We start from the raw sequence: 17,295 nt of genomic DNA on the forward strand, positions 1-17,295 counted from the left end.
TTTAATCTAATACATAATAAAATATAAATACATTTATCAAAATAAATATATAAGGTGCAAAAAGATCGATGGAGCTGCTCCAATTAAAATATTTTCAGACCGTCGCCTATACCGAGCATATTTCCAAGGCCGCGGAACAACTGAATATTGCCCAGCCTTCTTTAAGCCTGACCATCAAGCGGCTGGAAGACGAGTTAGGCACGAGTCTATTCCTCCGAAAAGGAAGGAACATCGAGCTAAGTCCCTCCGGAAAAATCCTTTTAAAACATGTGAACAAAATTTTTACCGAGCTTGAAAATGCAAAAACGGAAATACAGGCACAGGGTTATGAACAGGACCGGACCATCAGGATATCGATCTCCAATCCGAGATTTCTCTCGGGATTGATCAGCGAATACATTACCCGGCATCCGGATACGAAAATACACCAGGAAGTCGGGGAAAGAACCGAAATCATGACCCGCTTAAAAAAGAGGGAGATCGATTTAGGCATCGCAGGCGGTCCGCCGACCGCGGATGAAGAAATCGAAAGCTGCGTGCTGGTGGATGAGGACATCGTGTTGGTTTTGCCTTCAAGCCACAAGCTGGCGGGAAAATCCGAAATTTCATTAAGCGAAGTTGCCGCCGAACCGTTTATATCCTTGGCCAACAACGAGGAGTATCGCGGTTTTACGACAAGCCTTTGCGAAAGGGCAGGTTTTACCCCCAGCAACAATTTCGAGGTGGATTCTCATCTATTGGCGGAAATCATAAAACTGGACCAAGGCGTGGCGCTGCTTCCCATCTCGGCATGCAGAACACTCGGCTTGCATTACGTCAAAATCACGGACATCGACCCTGCCTATACCGTCAGGTTGTCGTGGGTCAAAGATCGTTTGTTGTCTCCGACCGTGACAGAGTTCCGGGATTTTATCATTTCCTATTTCAAAGAAAACCATGGAATGTATAAGGTGTATTGATGCGAATGATATCCGTGTAAAAAATAAAAGCCGGCGGCTGCCGGCTTGCACTGTCTAACAATTTTATTCAAAATCAACCTGTTTATCCAAAATGATCTCTTCGATCGGATGTTCCATGAACACGGCGCTTGGTACCAAAGAAAATTCAATCTGTTCAAGGGTTTCAGGGAGCGGCGGAGAAACAACGAATTGCAGTTTCGAATGTGAACCTCCTCCATAGCTTCCGTGTCTTCCTACAGCAAACGGCCGATCGCTGAAAACTTCGAGCATGAGATTTGGCTTTAAATGAACCCCGCCGCTTTTTCCCTCATCCAAAAGATTGATTTCCACATGCACGATGCTTACTTGTTCATGCTGCATGGCATGCGTAAGGATGTACTCGCATGAATCGACGACGGTTTTCTTCATGATTGATACCACATTCAACAGGGGGCCGAACTCATTCGGAACATGAGGAGCCATCTGCGGCTGCAAATGATGGAGAATTAACCGGATTTCTAATTCATCCATTTCGAATGCTTTGGCCCATTCCGTTAACTGCTCGTTTGGCGGAGAAAATCTTTTGCCTGTCGTCATCGACCGGCGAGTCGAAATCAATTTAATAATCTGCTCATCGATTGCTTTGACCTCTTCATTATATTCATATCGAAATTCTCTTACTTCACCCCAGCCCATTAATTCATCTCCTTAATTTCTATTTTATCGATTCGCCAGCTTAGTGATGTGGAGGATGTGGAGGATCTTCGCGTAAAAGCTCCTTAATTTCCCTCAATTCCTCCAACATTTCCTTCGTAAGCTTATGGGTTTGAGAGTTGTCGATCCCCAGCTTCACGACGAATACGCCGAAGAACAAAGACAAAACCAGCAGCAAAATAAATTGGGTAAAATCCAAGGTATGACCTCCTTTTTAGGATACATCTATGGTGCCCATGATCTTATTTACCCGCCAGAATCGTAAACTCCCAAGGGATATTTTCATTGTTCCATCCGCGATGTTCGTCAAACCTCTTCAAGGTAAAACCTGCTTCAAGAACGGCATTCATAATATCACTTAACGTATATAACCGGACGGATACATCGGGAAAATCCACCTGCTCTTGCTCATCAAAGAATCCCTGGTAAGCTACGTCCCCGCTTTTTAATTCCGGATCAAAATATTCAATTTCTCCTTGGCCCGGCAAACATCTTCTGAACGGATGGAAATCGCTGAGAATCATTTTTCCTCCTTCCTCCCGTTCGAACCGCAAAGATTGGCGATCTTGTTGCCTGCAACGTTTTCGAAATGATGTTTGTGCTTTTTCAAGCTGGCCAGCGGATTTTCTAAGATTTGAATGGCTTTCTCCGTTGGCGAACCGTCTCTTTTATGCCAGAACTCATAGGCTCGATATTCCCACGCTTTTTTGTTTTGCTCGCTTTGTTCGTTCAAGTGGATGGCCCCTCTCTCATGGTAAATGATCGTTTCTCCCGATGGTGGTCTTATTTTTCAAAAAAGCCTATGTAAAATCGTTGCCATCATCTTGTCCCAATCCCGATCCGTATTATCAATCACCACCGAATCAATCGGGAGCACCTTGAGGGCGTCCAGTTCCAACGTTTTTCGGCGAATATAATAGGCAATGGTTTCTTCGGCCGCCCACTTCGGTTTGGAACGAATCTGGGCCGTATGCTCTAGCGATTCTTTCACGCTGTCTTGAGATAAATAAAATAATACCGGATTTAGCGGTCTAAAGATATCGGCTAACACGCTTAGATATTCAATGATTTCACGTCCGCTGGCTTCAGGGTATAACCTGTGGATGTCATGAATCTGGTGCTGAAATAAGACGCTCTCGAAAATCGTGACGCGCTCTTGTTTCATCGCTGCCGCTGCAAATTTTTCAAATCGTCTGCAAAATACCTGCTTAAATGTATCAAACGGAACAACGGGACGGTCAGAGTAACAAAATTCTTTGGCGCGCAAATCCTTTAGCAGCGTATCATCCCGGGGCTCCGGTTCAGGCGATTGGTACGGCGTGAGTGCATATTCATCTTCTATAACGGAATGATGCTCTAACCAGTCGGCTTGCTGCGGATACTTCGAAAGCAGTTCCTTAAATTCGTTCATAGTCAGATAAGCGTAAAATGGAAGATCAATCGGATGCTCGCTGCCTTCCACAAAAACGGCGGATGCCGTCCCCTTTTCTTCAAAATAGGTGTGCAGCAGCTGTGAAGTGGTGGTTTTCCCCGATCCGGGAATCCCCTCGAATAAAATCAGTTTTGCAGCGGTCACAGGTTGTCCTCCTAGTGGAACGATCCGGCAATCCGATTGCTCGATCTCCTCTCGCCAATTCCCGTCTTTCCGGTTCATCTAAACTGCACTTAACGCCAACTAATTTATATTCTCTATGTACCATTTAAAATGATGATTTTCCCCTTCATGATTGGACCTCCAAATTAACATTTACTTCGCGGTTTTCTGAACCAAGTGTCGAGGACTAACTCTACAAGCTAACTTCAGGATAGATTGTACCAGAAGATCTGATAGTCAAAAGAAGGGGACATTCCAATGGATTTTGCTAATCGAATGGACCCGGTATTCCCTGGGTTACAGTCCCAGTAAGGATGAATTCCTTTTTGCATGCACTCCCGTACAAAAGCGCCGGCAACGGCTGCGCCATAATTTCTTCTTCTGTGCCCTTCCAAGGTTTCTATATCGATGGCATGCGTTTGATCGGCGACAAATCCGGAAAAACATATGCTTACCATGGTATTATTGTATTCGGCCAAGTACCCGAATCCATGATGCAAGAAGGAGTCCATCGAATCCCAAAAATGCAATATCTTTTTTTCTAAAAACGAATGGTTGGTAAGCCGTCTTGAATCCCATAAATCCCTATCGATCCTTCGAACCGTTATTCCATGATCTACAGCTACAATTGGCTTTGAATTCCCCGTTAATCTAAACACATGTTGATGATCGCTTGAAATGCTGCGGCTTTGAAATATTCGCGGTATCGCTTCAACCCAAATATTCATCTCCGCACCAATCTCAACCGAATGAATATTTAACTTCTTTAGTTTGGGTTCGATATGTTGCCTTATGTATCCTTCTAAATCCGCTAGAAAAGATTGGCTGTGCACATTGCCGACAATCTGAAAACCTTTTTGGCCCTGGATCCAAATCAATGCTGCGGTTGGTTCTGTTGAATCATCCACATAAACTCTGCCCGGGTTATTCCCATTAACGATCGCCCTGACTTCAACGTTTTGACACTGATCGGTGATATGCCGTATTTTACAAAAATCTTGTTTATTAAGTTCTAATATCATTTTTGTTCTCCTAAGTATGGAGTTATTCTTCCACATCTGACTCTTGTAAGTACCGGATGACCAAACGATTCTTTGAACCCCTTCTTTCAAAAGAATAAAAAAATCGCCCCAGCCTGAGATAGCCTTATCTTAAGCTGGGCCATTTGCTCTGAGCATTGCTTCGATAATTATATCCTCACAGTTTAACTCACAAAGAATCCTGTCTAATAAATATTGTCAGCTGCCTCGTTTTATCTTTCCGTTCATTCTGATTGCGATTTTAATATCTGATCGTTCACAAACGCTTTGAGGAAAAAGAGTTCATTTTCATTGGGTTTCCGGTCGTGATCCGCCTCAAAAGCTGCGATGGCTCCCTCTAATGATGCGGATGTTACCGCTTTGCTCGCGGAAATGAGCTCTTTCCAATACAGGTCCATCTCGGCCGCGTCACAAATGGATTCATGCCCCAGCAGGAAGTGAGTAGCGTCATATTTGCGGATATCCTCGATCATCGGCAATAACAAAGATTGCTTAAAATGATACAAAGAATTTTCCGTGGTGCCATATGCACTATCCCCCAGAAAAAGGACTTTTTCATCCGGAATATAAACGATCGTTGAATCATCCGTATGGGTGCTTCGAATGGTTTCAAGAACGCAAACTTTATTCCCCAAGTCCAGACGCAGCGATCCCTCAAAAATGATATCCGGCGAAGTTAACTGGAATGTGTCTCGCTCCGGTATTTCGCTGATGATGGTCTCAACACATTGTGAAGTCATCTTCTTGGCATCTGCATATTCCTGGAGAGAATGATCGTCAAACGAAAGGCTGCGCCAATCCTGAATGATTTCATTCGTTCGGGCATTCACAATGATGGCAGCTGCTTCAAATTCGTTCATTCCTAGAACATGGTCCCAATGCGCATGCGTGATCGCCAAATATTTAACCGGAGGGACTTTCAACTTCTCGATTTCATGCAAAAAGTCCCTTGCGTGCTGAACTGAATTGCCGCTGTCTATAACCAAGCTGTATTGGTCTCCGCAAACCAACCCTAGCGTTGGTCTTTCTTTATCGTTTTGGTTCGGCAAGTAATGGATGGAATCGCCTATTTGATTTAGCATGTCAGATCTCCTCTATATTTTTATTTGAAGGGGAAAGAGAAAATCCGCATGCGTTTCGGATGCACTCTAGATTTTCTCACAGTTTATTTGGTTACCAATGGAATCGCCTCCTGCGTATTTAACATTGTGATGGATGAAGCCATGGGCTTGCCGAGCCCCTCATATCATCAAACAACTCCCAATAATTCTTTTAATTCCCTTACGATGTACTTCGGTTGATATTCAATAGATATGGAATGACCGTTCCTGTTATAGTAGCAAAAATCGATTCCCGCGTTCCGGGCGCCTTGGTAATCGTCGGTTAATGAATCGCCCACAAAAAGCACTTCATGACTTGAAAGTTGCAGCTCATCGAGAGCGATATCAAATATCTTTTTCTCGGGTTTTCTAATCCCCACTTCGTCGGAAACCACAATGGATTCAAAAAAGTGATGGAGATCCCCCACAGCCAACCTCTTCCTTTGGGCCATGCCGATGCCATTGGAGATAATCCCCAGCTTATACCGCGGTTTTATGGACTGAAGGACCTCCTGAGCTCCCTCTTCATAAATGCAAGTATTGCAAAAATAATCCCAATAGGTAGCGGTAAGCGTTTCATGATCGGACGGATTCATGTTCAAAGCGTCACGGAACGAACGATGCAAAACGTCTTGAATCGAATGATGCATGCCGCTTTTGTTGACGAAGTCCAGCCAATGTTTGGAGTTATGCTTCAAAAACGACTGCCAAAACTCATCCCATTTCCGTTCTTCGTCTACGAACAAGTTGTGATCCCGAAGCGTTTTTTTCATGGAATCCAATTCGCATAAGGAATAATTTAATAGCGTATTATCCAAATCAAAAATTACGGCTTTATACATATGTACCATCCCCGACCCCGAATAATATTTACACTTTATAACAACATACTCACGATGGAAATGTATTGTTTGGTTTAAATTGTTTTGTAGCTTAGATCTTACGGTTTGTTCTTATATTCAAAAATAATTCTTATAATCGCGAGAACCAGGCAAAAGATGCCCGCAGCCAGCCCTATATACATGGATGTATAAGCAAACCGGGGAATTTCCCCGTCTCCCACAGGCCCAACTTTAGGCTGATCCAAGGACCATAATCTGTATGAAGCCAAGGCAATGATGACTAAGGATATGAATACAGAAATGATTCCTCTTTTCATAAGCCTCCCCCCCCTTTCGCTTCAAAGATCATGATCTATTCTCTTTTGTTCTCTTCCGAATCCATGTATTGCTCCAATTCCTTTTCGATCTCCTCATTGCTTGCGTGGAATTCGACGCCCCGCAACCAACCTAATCGTTATTTGCGTTTACGAACCGTCCAATGCCATATTGCTCATCTTGTTGGTTTGAAGGGAACATTGGCGTGGTTTGGCCGGCGTTCACTTGAATTTCTCCGTTCGGTTGCACGACTTCATGATTAAATTCCAGATAGCTTCCTATAATGGCTCCCCCTGATTCTAAGATGTAAACTACAATATGGTTGTAGTGATCCGTTTTTTCCTTCAGCACGTACCCGGTTTCGATAACATCCTTATTCAGGTACGGAGACAAATCAACATGTCCTTCGGTTCGGATCTTATCGACATGCTCTTGATAATCCTGTAAGGTGTTTGCCTTAAACCTTGTTTCCGAATAATATTGCCCGATATGCCATCCATATTGTTGCAAATATTCCGTATGCAGCGGATTGTAAATCTCAACAGATTCTTTTGTATGTTCTTTGCATCCAGCCAGTACCAACAGGACAAGCAACGTCATGATCATGGACCGCACATGGAGCACCTCCATTTGTTTTTAAGCCTTTTCGGCCGAGGTCATTCCATAATTATACATTTAATAACAAAAGAACGGTAGGTTTACATGGCCTCCCAAAAAAAATAATCAAGAACCGAACTTTTTTTCGGGAGAGAGACAATATAGGGTGTAAGCTGCTTACCCAGGAGGGCCCTCTGAATGCAAAGTGAACATATGTACCAATTACTCGCAAAAATGATAGAAGGCGATCAGCAGGCGTTTCAAACGCTGTATGAAGCCACCTATCGGGATGTCTACCGGACCGTCTCTTTTCTGGTGGACCATCCGCAGGATCGGGAAGATGTCATGAACGAGATCTATATGCAAATGTGGAGCTCCCTTGCCAACTACGATACGAACCGTCCTTTCAAGTTTTGGCTGCACGGCCTGGTCATCCGCCAAGTGCAGAGATTTCGGGTCAAGCGTTGGAGGAGATTCCGAATTTTTGAACGCATCCGTGCCTTCTCCCGGGAAGAGCATCATTGGGACCGCCCCGCTGTTACGGAAAATGCTGACCATGAGATAGCGCAGGCCATCCAAAAACTGACCGACAAACAGCGAGAAGTGATTATCCTCCGCTTTTATCACGACTATACGCTTGAGGAAATCGCGACGCTGCTCGGTATTCCGCCAGGCACGGTCAAGTCCCGATATCATGCCAGTCTGCAGGCGCTTCGAAAATACTTAGGGAATCTCCCCCTGGAAAGGATGAAAAAAAACAATGCCTATTGAACGCCAAATCCGTGAATACCTGCATAAAGAGGCAGAGACCCGGGAGTGTCCGCCGGCGCTTTCCAAACGAATCGAACAATCCTATTCCCAATATTTGCAACGAAAAAGGAGCGAAAAACCGATGAAAAAACGTCTGATTGCCGGAATGGTTGCCGCCGTAATTATGATTCCTACCGCGGCATTTGCTGCCCCTACTCTGATTGAAATGGTGACCAGAACGCCTATCACCGCTGAACAAGTCAAGGTCGATGAAGCAGGCAAAGCGGCGCTCGGGAAGTTGTACAGCGCGTTTCCCGAAACCAAAACGTTCGAAATTGTCGAGGCAAGCCAGCTTGGCGGCGACCCGAATGCGGCAAAAACAAAAGCGATCCAGACCAGCATCGTACTGAAGGACAAAGGAGCCTCCGGCAAAAAAATCAGGCTGGATATCAACGGGGTTACGGGCGAGATTGAACATGTGAACCAAGAAAATTGGGAGCCTCAGGCGAAGCCGGTCATTTCTTTAACCGGTCAGGAAATCAAGGCGAAGGTAGATCATCTCATTGACAAAATATACGGCAACGTGGAGCAGTACGAGTTCAGCATGGAGCAGATGGGGAATCCGAATCAAAAAACGTTCATGTTGAACTACACCGAAAAGGGATCCGCAACACCGTTCTACCAAGCATTCGTCCAGGGGAATACGATCAGCGTATCGTTGATCGGAGGAGGTCCTGCTCCATCGGTAGAAGGATTCTTCTCTGCAAACGGCAAGCCTGATTATACGGCCGATGCATTTTTGAACGACGGAAACCTGCTTGCTTTGCTGAAAATGAGCCCGGCCCAATTAAAACAAGAGCTGGCCAAAGGCCAATCCGTCGTCGAGATTGCGGCAGCTAAACATATTTCCAAACAACAAGTCCTCGATGTCATGGCAAATACGCAGGCTGAAAAGCAACTTCAACCCGAACAAAACGGAGAACCTAAAAACGATCTTTCAAAGGAACAAATCAAAAAAGTGCTTGAACCTAAAATATTGCAAGTGATTGAGCACAAAACGGAAATGCCATGGTAAAAAAGAAGATAAACGTCCTTTAGATATTATAGAAGCAGTCCGTGCCGGGAGATCCTGAGCTTGGATGGGAAACGAAAAGAGGCGCCAGAAATGGCGCCTTCGTTTTATTTTACGTAAAAGGGCATACCCTCTTATCCCTTAAACATGGCCGCTTAAGGACTGCGCCGCAAAACGGTAAAACGCCATGGCGTCCTCCGCATTGGCAAAACCGGCCTGCGCCATTTTGTCGCTGCCTCCGCCTTTACCGCGATAATCGGCCAAATACTGCTTAAAAAACGCGCCGCAGGCAAGTCCGTCCCCTACTCCCCGCGCTAGAAGCACCTTATGCTCCGATTTGGAGGCAAAAAGCAAGATCACATCGGCTTGTTCGGCGAGTTTGGCTGCCAGGTTTTGCATATCCTTCAACGGCTTGTCCGCAAATACATGCTGGATGAGGCTGCCCTGACGGTTTGCCTGCAGCTTTTCCGCCAGGTATGCGTCATTTTCGGCCTTTACCGCGTTTAGCTCCGCCTGGAGCTGCTTCTGCTCCTGATCCCATTTTGCAATCCGGTCCAAAATCTCTTCCTTGCCGGTATTGAATCGGGCCGACAGACTGCCCAAAATGTCCATGCCGGCATTAAATTCTCTCAGCGCACGATAACCGCATTTAAAATATAGGCGCGTATGCCCCTTTTGCTTCTCCGCCCGCAGCAGTTTGATCATTCCGATCTCGCCGGTTGCGGAGACATGGGTTCCGCCGCAGGCGTTGTATTCGATCCCTTCGATTTCGACGATCCGGATATCCTCGGTAACCTTCGGCTGCTTGACCAGCGGCAATTCGGCTGCCCGTTCCCGGCTCACAAAATAACTCGTGACCTTCCGGTTCAGGTATATCTGATCATTCACTTCGAGTTCCAGCATCATCAGCTCGTGCTGCGGCAAATCGGCGCGGGCGACATCAATGGTGGCGTAATCCTGGCCCAAGTGGAAACTGAGCGTTTCCGCTTGGCATACCTCCAGACACATGGCCGACAGCAAATGCTGGCCGCTGTGATGCTGCATATGGTCGAACCTTCTGTCCCAGTCCAAACGGCAGTTGACCGCTTCTTTTTCAGGGAAACGCTCGACCTTATGCAAAATTTCCCCTTCCTCCAGGACGACATCCAGCACCGGTATGGCATCGATCCACCCCAGGTCACAAGGCTGCCCTCCGCCGTGCGGATAAAAAGCCGTTTCCTCCAAGGCCACATAGGCTCCGTCTTCCCGCTCCATTTTGCGCGTGACCCGTGTTTCCCATTCCCGGATATAAGCCGATTCGTAATATAACTTCTTCGTCATCTGTAATGTCCTCACTTGTCCCCAGTTAAATTTTATTTTAGTTTCAGCTTACTACAAAAACGCCCCGCAACGCCAAATTTCCCGAAAATGAAAAAAGACCGCCTGCCAGCGATCCGAACAGCACGGTATTTTTAGGAAGTTGACGACGATGCACTCCAGCCTTAGCTCGTATCTTAAGCCGCGCCGCGAAAGATTTTATTGCACGTTTGGCTTGAATGGTTTACGTAGCCATCTCATGCCTCAAGCCTTCACTGCTTTCTAAAAAGCTTTCCCGCTCCACATAATACAAATCGAAGCAATGCTGCGGTTGATTGACCGATTGATATACCTGCTCATAGATGTTGTTTCCGAATTTGACGTACGGCAGCTTTTCTACCGCTTTTCTCGATCGGATGTTTTGCTTGCGGATCTTCAAATAAACCGTTTCGATGGGGTGTTCGAGAAACAGTTCAGCCAAAAAAGCTTCCTTCGCCCGCGCGTTATACCCTTTTCCGAAATAAGGGGCTCCGATCCATGTGGCCAGGAAGCCTGTTTGATGCGCAATCTGATATAAATCAATGGTGCCGATGGGCTGCCCCATCTCGTTCAGAATCGTCCTGGAGATGCATGTTCCCTGCTCTTCTTCAACGATCAGCTGCTTGGTTATGAACAAATATTCTTCATAAGACGGGCATGAGTACCGAACATAAGTAAACACCGCAGGATCCGTCATGAGGTTGTACAGAGCACGGCATTCGTGCAAATCGCGTTTTTTCAACATCACATCGACCACCTAGTCCCTTGGATTTGCTCATAAACAATTCAAGTATATAAAAGGACTTGGGGCATTGGATGAATGCAGTATTTTCCGGGTGTAAAAATGCAGTTCGAAATCATTCATGGATCAGCCATGTTTTGGCATCTTCTGGGTCTGAAAAAAAAGATAGCCTTGGATTCATCCCCAGTTTCTTCATTCCTTTTCTTAGTCTCCATGCATTGAGACTCGATAATCCGACAAACGAAATTTTATCGATATGGTCTTTTAGATTGTACATATGGTTTATGAGTTCTTGTCGCACTCGACTCGTAACGGCTGTATGATACATATCCACCCATATTTTAAGCCTGTTGTTTGTTTTAAAAATAAATTCTTCTTCCTTTTTCATCAAGTCAAAAAGTTGTTCTTCGTTGTTATATTTGCTTCCGTACTTCAAACAATGGATTGCTCCGCCTTTATAGTAATAAGGATAGATGGAACCTCCCGGCGATTTCATGACGATAACACCTCCTAAAGTTTAGAATTCGGGCTTCGTTTCTTGTAATCTGAATCATCGTTCCAGCCAGCACATCTTCTACTTGTTTCTCTTTATTCGATCCAAAAAATGCCGCACCTCTTTCCTGGACCTTAAGATGACAACTTGTTTGCGATCTTTGGCTTGCTCAAGCTCTTTTATCACCCGCGGCCTGCTTCTCTTCCGATAATTCCAGACCCAAATAAAAAACGCCCAATCCAGTTTTTCGGGGCATTCCTCATTGAGATCGGGTCGCGTTTTTCCATGGTATATGATTCTTCTTTTGATGATCCGATAAATGCATAAGAGTGTGGGCATGTCCAAAAATATCACCGCATCCGCTTCATTCAATCTCATCCCTAGCGTTCTTGTATAATTTCCGTCCATGATCCACCGATCTTGGCTTACGGCAGCTTTAATAAAGTCATCCCATTCTTCATTTGAGGTCGGGGTCCAATGGGGTTTCCAATAATACCGGTCTAAATGAATCACCGGCAGCGATAGGATTTTACTGAGTTTTTGAGATAAAGTCGATTTTCCTGAGCCTGCCGAGCCTATAACGATGATTCGATTCACCAATGGTCACCTTCTTTCGTTCTTTACTGATATTCTAATGGTTTAAAACGACGATGTCGCCGACTGAGCATGGATGTCAGCTCAATAAAAATAGCCTAAAAAATCCAGATCTCCTTCGCTCCAAGCGGTCTTTCCTACTTCCTTAATCATTAACTGATCGACCTCTTCATGGCCTATACCGTTGGAGGTCTGTGTTTCATAGTTAATTTTCATCCATGTACATTTATTCTTTACCGGCTTATATCCATTTCTCCAATAGAAGTTCGTCTTATCTGTAAATAACAATATAAAATCGATATTTCGGCCCTCAGAAAATCGATCAACTTCTAAAAGCAGCTTAGAACCTACGCCCTGTGAACGGCTGTTTTGCGAAACGCAAAAATCAATGACTCCCAGTATTCTTACGGGCTTTCCGTTTAGATTCATGACTCTATATTCTAATCCTACGTGTCCTATGAGTTGGTTTTCCTGATTCCAAGCCAGAAATCTAAAGTGCGGCAATTGCTTGAAATAAATCCGATCCTTGGGATAGATATCTGGAAAACTGTCGATTAATAATGTTTGTATAGATGCTTCCAACTCAGTGCTTATATCATATTCAAATACTTTTTCGATCTTCAAAGTCACCTCTCCTGTCCGATATATATTTGTTTTGCGCCTTGTCCGCATCAAAATGTTTCATCGCTTTTTGAAGGAAACTTTTCTTCCACCATCCGAAAATAATGCCCGTCCGGATCATAAAAGGTGAAATATCCGTATTCATTAGTAAATACAGGTTCTTTATCAATATGGGCGCCTGCCCGTTTGATTCGTTCATGCAACGCAAGCAAATCATTCGTTAACATTTCAACCATAGTCACCTGCCTTGCGCTGTTCGTGACCCAGAATGAACGAGGAAATGCGAACTTCAAATGCGTGATTTCTTCCGGCTTGGTTTCCATCAAAAATATACTTGGACCATTTCCGTTTTTAATGAAACATGGGCCTCTCCAAACGAATACTCCGCCGAACTCAATTCATAGCCGAGTACATTGCAGTAAAAATCCACCGACTTTTTCAAATCTGCGACTGGAAACCTCAAACAGCAGTAACCGCATACATCCGCATGCTTCGTTTTTTGGCTCAACTTCTTTACCTCCTAATAGTTTAAGCCCCAAAGGGAGGCCACCACGCAGCTTAAAGAATATTTACTTGATTTCGCTTGGTCTAACTAACTCATGATGCTTATACATACCAAAAAATATCTTCGTGTCGATATCCAAATTATCTCTGCATTCATATAAGATCTCATACTCTTCTTGCGTAAGTTCTTTAAACTGCCGTTGAACCAGATGGTCAAGTACCTCGTAAAATTTTTTTCCTGTCTCTTCACTATGTACAGAAAAAAATAATCGCTCATAAAGACCTGTCATTTCACTGAATGAACCATTAGTATATTCTTCCTCAATCAACCGATGAACTCTTTCTAAAATCTCTTCTTTTTTGATATTCAGCGAAACATACTCTTGGTTGACTAAATATGAAATCCCCTCCAATACGGCATCATCCACGTCATTATTCAGAATGTAACTATGCTCAGACTTTTTACCTAAAATTTTTGGAATATTTTTGTTTTTATTCAGTACTGAAATCTCGTTGTTATGAATACAGTCAGAAATCACAATGGCCGGTATGACGAACGCATATTGGGACGGAAGCTTATTCTTTTTGGAAATAGGATCACAATCCATATCGCACACCGACTCGTCTAATCCTTCAATTGCACACAAGAAAGCAATATCGTCTTCATACACATTATATCTTCCGCATTTTTTGCACTTTATGACAGACATTTTCCTATTACAGCTTATACAAATCCCAGTCGTAGCGTTGTTGTTATATTCCATATTTATACTTTCGTAGATGACTGATTTATTCTCTCTGCAAGCCGGACATCTTAATAACACATCATCTCGGTCGTCGTATTCGCATAAAATACACTTTCCAATCTCTTTGATCCATGACGTTTCATTGCAGTAGATGCATCTCCCAATCGTGATCTCGCCTTTATGTTTCAACGTATCGGCTATATTCAGCATCACTTTTTTGTATTCATCCATAGAACGGATTTTTTCAAACTTCTTCGTACCCACATAGACTTTAATAAAATCACTCGGAGCCAAATAATCCAAGGATTCTACTGAGTATCCTTCATACAAAAGGGGAAAAACAATTTTAAAAACGATATAAATAAAGTTTTCTTTCGCATTCGAAATTTCATGGGAGGTAAAATGATAAGAAAAGTGCAGAAGTCTGTTTCTTATTTTTTGGAATTGCTCCATCTTTTCTATTTCTTCATTTTTATTGAATTTAAATAGGGGGATATTTTTAATGTGATTTTTAAGCCTTTCAAAGGAGTCCACTTTTAGTGCATTTTTCAGGTATTCTTCATAGATCTCGTCTACAGTATGATTTTTATATTTTTCGGTCAGAATTTTCTTTATTGATATGTTCCCCATATTGTATGCAATTGCATACTTTAATGAAAGTTCCACTGTCATCTGTATGAATACGGATGTCTTAACAACACTATTCATTTCACTAAAATCCGAATGTATGATTTCATCGATGGATATATTTAAGAACCTAATGGCATTTTGAAAAATAGCGTCTAACATTTCCTCTTCTTTGTTCAAATTCTATGTTCTCCTTGTTTTCATATCTTTTTTTTGCGTAATGTTCGTTTGTTCATTCTTCGCCGCCGGCTTCATCCCGGAGTTTGATTTGGTTATACCGCTCGCGGATCTTCGAGATGGCTTCTTCGCGTGCTTTTTCGATCCTCTCCTCGGCTAGACGATCAAGTTTCTCCTTCTCCTCCGGGCTAACCTTGTTTACCTTCGTGACTATGACCTCAGCTTTTACAAATCGGTCATGCACCATTAACTCCAATCATCGAAATGTTTATCAAGGAAGATTAATTCCTTTTTATAATGATCCAGATGACCTTCTTGAACCAGCTTGATAAAAGCAGGGTCCCCGGCTGCGGCACGATCAGATAGTGTGGTGCACATAAATTGGATACGAGAAATGACCCACCATTTTAGATCCGTAGGTACATTCATGCCATAGGAATCAAAAAACAACTTTATTCGTTTTTTCCGCATGGATGCATGATCCGTTTTGTTATATTCAACAACCGAAAAGTCTTCCCCGCCTGGCGCGAATCCGGCTAAAGGAACTGAGGTGTACAGAGTATAAGCAATATCCCAAATACGAGGCCCAAATCCCGCCATATCAAAGTCAATCATTCCAACGGGGAGCTCGTCCTTGAACACAACGTTATATAAAGCAGCGTCGTTATGACAGACGACTTCGTGCCGGGATGCCTCCGGAAAATCATGTAAAGATTTTTCTGAAGTGGAAAATCTCACAGACGAATCATGGAACCGTCTTAAGATCTTCGCCAATTCAGCCAGCGCCAAATCCGACCACATATAACTTTCATTTTCAGGGTAGTTGTTCCCGGGAACCACGCCTTGAATGTAAGAAAAGACCTCTCTCCCCTTCTCGTCAACTCCTAAATATTTTGGGACGTATGGGCAACCTACGTTCTCAAGATACCTAAGAAGATCATTTACAAACGGGTTTGGTTTGGATTCACGCCGTACCGTCTCCCCAACTTTAACGACTTTATTCATATTTCCTCCGGCCAGGATTTCCTCGTGGTCCTTCAATATTTTGCCTCCTTTGAATCGTCTATTCGCGGTTCCTGACGTCCAAATATTCGATTTTCGAAGGTTCTAACTTCTCTTGTGATTGAAGCAAAAAGATCGGGAGAGCTTCCTCCCAATAACTTTTATCATTGGTTCAATTTCAATCTTTCTCCATAAAATCTTTCTTGAGAATTGAAAATATCAACGTATCTGTGATGATCTCGCCAAATATATAGTCCGAAGTAAACCTTCCTGTACGAAGCCCAACTTTGATAAAAGTTTTGCAGACGCACTTTTTTTGACAAATTATAGGATAAGTTAACCATGGAGGCTTTAATAAAATCGTTCAATATGCATGTCCCAACAATTTTATCCTCATCTAATTCCTCCGAATTTCGAATTTTTATATTTGATCTCCAATTTCGGCTTTTGCAACCCAAGCCATTCAGTTGATTTTTCGTCCCTCTTTCACTATATCGTTGATATCAACCTTCACCATCTTGGATAAATCATGAAAAAAAACATAGTGATCAATGAGATGGATATAAAATGATTTTATTTGATTTAATTCTTGTCTTTCCGTCCCATCTGTTTTGATTCGGACCAGATTCTTTTTCTTCGAATGATCACTGTAATAAATCCAGCCATCCGAAACATTTATATATCGCGCATTATCGTTAGACAACATCGTTAGCTTCGAGCCGTCTGTTTTCATTTTGTATAACTTCTGATTGTAATTGAAGTACAGCCAATCCCCTTCGATATTTAATTCGTTAATGAATCTCCCTTCTAAAAGTTTTATTTTTGAATTCCCATGGATATCGATCTTAATTAACTTATTGTAATATGACGTATAATACAGCGATTTACCGCTAACCACAATTTGACTTGCATGGTCATTATTCAATTGTATTTTGCCGGTCCCGTCTAAATTCATTCTGTAGATGAAACCATCCTGAGGCCCTATGTTGGTATAAAAAATATATTGATCTGTGACATGGACATGAAACGCAGAATTGGCTAATACTTGTTTTTCTGTCCCATCGATTTTTGCTTTCGTCAACTTCCAGCCGTCAGAGTAATATAAGTAATCTCCCGCAATATTGATATAGCCGGGAAACCCGTCCATTAATTTTGTTTTTTCAGTTCCGTCTTTTTTTACCTTATATAACCCTCCTGCCAAAGAAAAACTTCGATAGTAGATCCATTCCCCCTTACTCGCATACATTCCATCATTATTCAAATTCCCCGTACTATTCCCCGCAAAGGATGCGTTTTGGACCTCTGTCAATAGATTGGACAGCCAGAATCGAGAAAATTACGCAATTTGACCGTACATTTGTTCGTATTGAAAAGGTGTAAGATACCCGATAGCGGAATGTACGCGTTTCCGGTTGTAGAAAAACTCGATGTATTCAAAAATCCGACTTTGGGCTTCCTTGCGGGTTCTGAACTTCTCCAGATAGACGAGTTC

The 17,295-nt window shown here is 43.2% G+C and carries 26 protein-coding genes; 3 read left to right on the forward strand and 23 right to left on the reverse strand.

Going from position 1 to position 17,295, the window contains the following annotated elements; genetic code table 11:
* Window positions 1–68: 68 nt before the first annotated feature.
* Window positions 69–959: a LysR family transcriptional regulator gene (locus tag KI367_RS09810; protein ID WP_212949278.1), complete on the forward strand. Its 891-nt coding sequence runs from the start codon at window positions 69–71 to the stop codon at window positions 957–959.
* A gap of 63 nt (window positions 960–1,022) precedes the next feature.
* Here the strand turns inward: KI367_RS09810 and KI367_RS09815 are convergent, their stop codons facing one another.
* The 11 genes from KI367_RS09815 to KI367_RS09865 all read right to left on the reverse strand — a co-directional run bounded on the left by KI367_RS09815 (window position 1,023) and on the right by KI367_RS09865 (window position 7,149).
* Window positions 1,023–1,634, reverse strand: a complete 612-nt coding sequence (locus KI367_RS09815) for a hypothetical protein (protein WP_212949279.1) — start codon at window positions 1,632–1,634, stop codon at window positions 1,023–1,025.
* Between the two features lie 40 nt (window positions 1,635–1,674).
* The gene (locus KI367_RS09820; protein ID WP_212949281.1) at window positions 1,675–1,851 is read right to left on the reverse strand and encodes a hypothetical protein; all 177 of its coding nucleotides are present in this window, start codon (window positions 1,849–1,851) and stop codon (window positions 1,675–1,677) included.
* 43 nt (window positions 1,852–1,894) lie between these two features.
* Entirely contained in the window at window positions 1,895–2,176 is a 282-nt protein-coding gene (locus tag KI367_RS09825; RefSeq protein WP_212949283.1) for a hypothetical protein, read from the reverse strand.
* Entirely contained in the window at window positions 2,173–2,385 is a 213-nt protein-coding gene (locus KI367_RS09830; protein WP_212949285.1) for a hypothetical protein, read from the reverse strand. The genes KI367_RS09825 and KI367_RS09830 overlap by 4 nt, the downstream gene beginning before the upstream one ends.
* A 57-nt stretch (window positions 2,386–2,442) precedes the next feature.
* Complete coding sequence (locus KI367_RS09835) at window positions 2,443–3,228, reverse strand: P-loop NTPase family protein (protein WP_212949286.1); 786 nt, start codon at window positions 3,226–3,228, stop codon at window positions 2,443–2,445.
* The gene (locus tag KI367_RS27575) at window positions 3,143–3,352 is read right to left on the reverse strand and encodes a phosphotransferase-like protein (protein WP_212949288.1); all 210 of its coding nucleotides are present in this window, start codon (window positions 3,350–3,352) and stop codon (window positions 3,143–3,145) included. The genes KI367_RS09835 and KI367_RS27575 overlap by 86 nt, the downstream gene beginning before the upstream one ends.
* A 100-nt stretch (window positions 3,353–3,452) precedes the next feature.
* Window positions 3,453–4,268, reverse strand: a complete 816-nt coding sequence (locus tag KI367_RS09845) for a GNAT family N-acetyltransferase (RefSeq protein ID WP_212949290.1) — start codon at window positions 4,266–4,268, stop codon at window positions 3,453–3,455.
* 242 nt (window positions 4,269–4,510) lie between these two features.
* The gene (locus KI367_RS09850; protein WP_212949292.1) at window positions 4,511–5,368 is read right to left on the reverse strand and encodes an MBL fold metallo-hydrolase; all 858 of its coding nucleotides are present in this window, start codon (window positions 5,366–5,368) and stop codon (window positions 4,511–4,513) included.
* A 167-nt stretch (window positions 5,369–5,535) separates the two neighbouring features.
* Window positions 5,536–6,228: a YjjG family noncanonical pyrimidine nucleotidase gene (locus KI367_RS09855; RefSeq protein WP_212949293.1), complete on the reverse strand. Its 693-nt coding sequence runs from the start codon at window positions 6,226–6,228 to the stop codon at window positions 5,536–5,538.
* 98 nt (window positions 6,229–6,326) lie between these two features.
* A complete protein-coding gene (locus KI367_RS09860) occupies window positions 6,327–6,545 on the reverse strand; it encodes a hypothetical protein (RefSeq protein WP_212949295.1) in 219 nt (72 codons plus the stop codon).
* Between the two features lie 130 nt (window positions 6,546–6,675).
* Window positions 6,676–7,149, reverse strand: coding sequence for a DUF4830 domain-containing protein (locus tag KI367_RS09865; RefSeq protein ID WP_212949297.1), 474 nt, complete (start codon window positions 7,147–7,149; stop codon window positions 6,676–6,678).
* Between the two features lie 189 nt (window positions 7,150–7,338).
* Between KI367_RS09865 and KI367_RS09870 the strand changes: the two genes are divergently transcribed.
* Window positions 7,339–7,911 (forward strand): sigma-70 family RNA polymerase sigma factor, encoded by a 573-nt coding sequence (locus KI367_RS09870; RefSeq protein ID WP_212949299.1) that lies wholly within the window; start codon window positions 7,339–7,341, stop codon window positions 7,909–7,911.
* Window positions 7,901–8,965 (forward strand): hypothetical protein, encoded by a 1,065-nt coding sequence (locus tag KI367_RS09875; RefSeq protein WP_212949301.1) that lies wholly within the window; start codon window positions 7,901–7,903, stop codon window positions 8,963–8,965. The genes KI367_RS09870 and KI367_RS09875 overlap by 11 nt, the downstream gene beginning before the upstream one ends.
* 138 nt (window positions 8,966–9,103) lie before the next feature.
* Here KI367_RS09875 and KI367_RS09880 read toward each other — a convergent pair whose 3' ends face one another.
* The 12 genes from KI367_RS09880 to KI367_RS09935 all read right to left on the reverse strand — a co-directional run.
* Window positions 9,104–10,282: an alanyl-tRNA editing protein gene (locus tag KI367_RS09880; protein WP_212949303.1), complete on the reverse strand. Its 1,179-nt coding sequence runs from the start codon at window positions 10,280–10,282 to the stop codon at window positions 9,104–9,106.
* A 220-nt stretch (window positions 10,283–10,502) separates the two neighbouring features.
* Entirely contained in the window at window positions 10,503–11,042 is a 540-nt protein-coding gene (locus KI367_RS09885; protein WP_212949305.1) for a GNAT family N-acetyltransferase, read from the reverse strand.
* Window positions 11,043–11,154: 112 nt separating this feature from the next.
* Window positions 11,155–11,535 carry a hypothetical protein gene (locus tag KI367_RS09890; protein ID WP_212949307.1) on the reverse strand — a complete coding sequence of 127 codons (381 nt, stop codon included), beginning with the start codon at window positions 11,533–11,535 and terminating at the stop codon, window positions 11,155–11,157.
* A 78-nt stretch (window positions 11,536–11,613) separates the two neighbouring features.
* On the reverse strand, window positions 11,614–12,129 hold the full coding sequence (locus tag KI367_RS09895) for a DNA topology modulation protein (protein WP_212949309.1): 516 nt from the start codon (window positions 12,127–12,129) through the stop codon (window positions 11,614–11,616).
* An 81-nt stretch (window positions 12,130–12,210) separates the two neighbouring features.
* Window positions 12,211–12,756, reverse strand: a complete 546-nt coding sequence (locus KI367_RS09900) for a GNAT family N-acetyltransferase (protein ID WP_340997288.1) — start codon at window positions 12,754–12,756, stop codon at window positions 12,211–12,213.
* Window positions 12,757–12,797: 41 nt separating this feature from the next.
* Window positions 12,798–13,070 carry a VOC family protein gene (locus KI367_RS09905; protein WP_212949312.1) on the reverse strand — a complete coding sequence of 91 codons (273 nt, stop codon included), beginning with the start codon at window positions 13,068–13,070 and terminating at the stop codon, window positions 12,798–12,800.
* Window positions 13,070–13,255, reverse strand: coding sequence for a VOC family protein (locus KI367_RS27580; protein WP_212949314.1), 186 nt, complete (start codon window positions 13,253–13,255; stop codon window positions 13,070–13,072). The genes KI367_RS09905 and KI367_RS27580 overlap by 1 nt, the downstream gene beginning before the upstream one ends.
* A 61-nt stretch (window positions 13,256–13,316) precedes the next feature.
* Window positions 13,317–14,804 (reverse strand): hypothetical protein, encoded by a 1,488-nt coding sequence (locus tag KI367_RS09915; RefSeq protein WP_212949315.1) that lies wholly within the window; start codon window positions 14,802–14,804, stop codon window positions 13,317–13,319.
* Window positions 14,805–14,856: 52 nt separating this feature from the next.
* Window positions 14,857–15,045 carry a hypothetical protein gene (locus tag KI367_RS09920; RefSeq protein WP_212949317.1) on the reverse strand — a complete coding sequence of 63 codons (189 nt, stop codon included), beginning with the start codon at window positions 15,043–15,045 and terminating at the stop codon, window positions 14,857–14,859.
* A 2-nt stretch (window positions 15,046–15,047) separates the two neighbouring features.
* Entirely contained in the window at window positions 15,048–15,842 is a 795-nt protein-coding gene (locus KI367_RS09925; protein WP_212949319.1) for a phosphotransferase, read from the reverse strand.
* Window positions 15,843–16,266: 424 nt separating this feature from the next.
* Window positions 16,267–17,112: a DUF5050 domain-containing protein gene (locus tag KI367_RS09930; protein ID WP_212949321.1), complete on the reverse strand. Its 846-nt coding sequence runs from the start codon at window positions 17,110–17,112 to the stop codon at window positions 16,267–16,269.
* Between the two features lie 27 nt (window positions 17,113–17,139).
* The coding region (locus KI367_RS09935) for an IS3 family transposase (RefSeq protein WP_212949336.1) at window positions 17,140–17,295 on the reverse strand (156 nt) is incomplete at its 5' end.

Source organism: Paenibacillus cookii (genome assembly GCF_018333375.1).
Lineage (GTDB): Bacteria > Bacillota > Bacilli > Paenibacillales > Paenibacillaceae > Paenibacillus_AQ > Paenibacillus_AQ cookii.

Excerpts from the sequence above, each read along its gene's own strand:
- KI367_RS09810 (WP_212949278.1), top strand. The coding sequence starts at position 69 with ATGGAGCTGCTCCAATTAAAATATTTTCAGACCGTCGCCTATACCGAG.
- KI367_RS09815 (WP_212949279.1), bottom strand. The coding sequence starts at position 1,634 with ATGGGCTGGGGTGAAGTAAGAGAATTTCGATATGAATATAATGAAGAG.
- KI367_RS09825 (WP_212949283.1), bottom strand. The coding sequence starts at position 2,176 with ATGATTCTCAGCGATTTCCATCCGTTCAGAAGATGTTTGCCGGGCCAA.
- KI367_RS27575 (WP_212949288.1), bottom strand. The coding sequence starts at position 3,352 with ATGGTACATAGAGAATATAAATTAGTTGGCGTTAAGTGCAGTTTAGAT.
- KI367_RS09845 (WP_212949290.1), bottom strand. The coding sequence starts at position 4,268 with ATGATATTAGAACTTAATAAACAAGATTTTTGTAAAATACGGCATATC.
- KI367_RS09850 (WP_212949292.1), bottom strand. The coding sequence starts at position 5,368 with ATGCTAAATCAAATAGGCGATTCCATCCATTACTTGCCGAACCAAAAC.
- KI367_RS09855 (WP_212949293.1), bottom strand. The coding sequence starts at position 6,228 with ATGTATAAAGCCGTAATTTTTGATTTGGATAATACGCTATTAAATTAT.
- KI367_RS09860 (WP_212949295.1), bottom strand. The coding sequence starts at position 6,545 with ATGAAAAGAGGAATCATTTCTGTATTCATATCCTTAGTCATCATTGCC.
- KI367_RS09865 (WP_212949297.1), bottom strand. The coding sequence starts at position 7,149 with ATGATCATGACGTTGCTTGTCCTGTTGGTACTGGCTGGATGCAAAGAA.
- KI367_RS09870 (WP_212949299.1), top strand. The coding sequence starts at position 7,339 with ATGCAAAGTGAACATATGTACCAATTACTCGCAAAAATGATAGAAGGC.
- KI367_RS09875 (WP_212949301.1), top strand. The coding sequence starts at position 7,901 with ATGCCTATTGAACGCCAAATCCGTGAATACCTGCATAAAGAGGCAGAG.
- KI367_RS09880 (WP_212949303.1), bottom strand. The coding sequence starts at position 10,282 with ATGACGAAGAAGTTATATTACGAATCGGCTTATATCCGGGAATGGGAA.
- KI367_RS09885 (WP_212949305.1), bottom strand. The coding sequence starts at position 11,042 with ATGTTGAAAAAACGCGATTTGCACGAATGCCGTGCTCTGTACAACCTC.
- KI367_RS09890 (WP_212949307.1), bottom strand. The coding sequence starts at position 11,535 with ATGAAATCGCCGGGAGGTTCCATCTATCCTTATTACTATAAAGGCGGA.
- KI367_RS09905 (WP_212949312.1), bottom strand. The coding sequence starts at position 13,070 with ATGGAAACCAAGCCGGAAGAAATCACGCATTTGAAGTTCGCATTTCCT.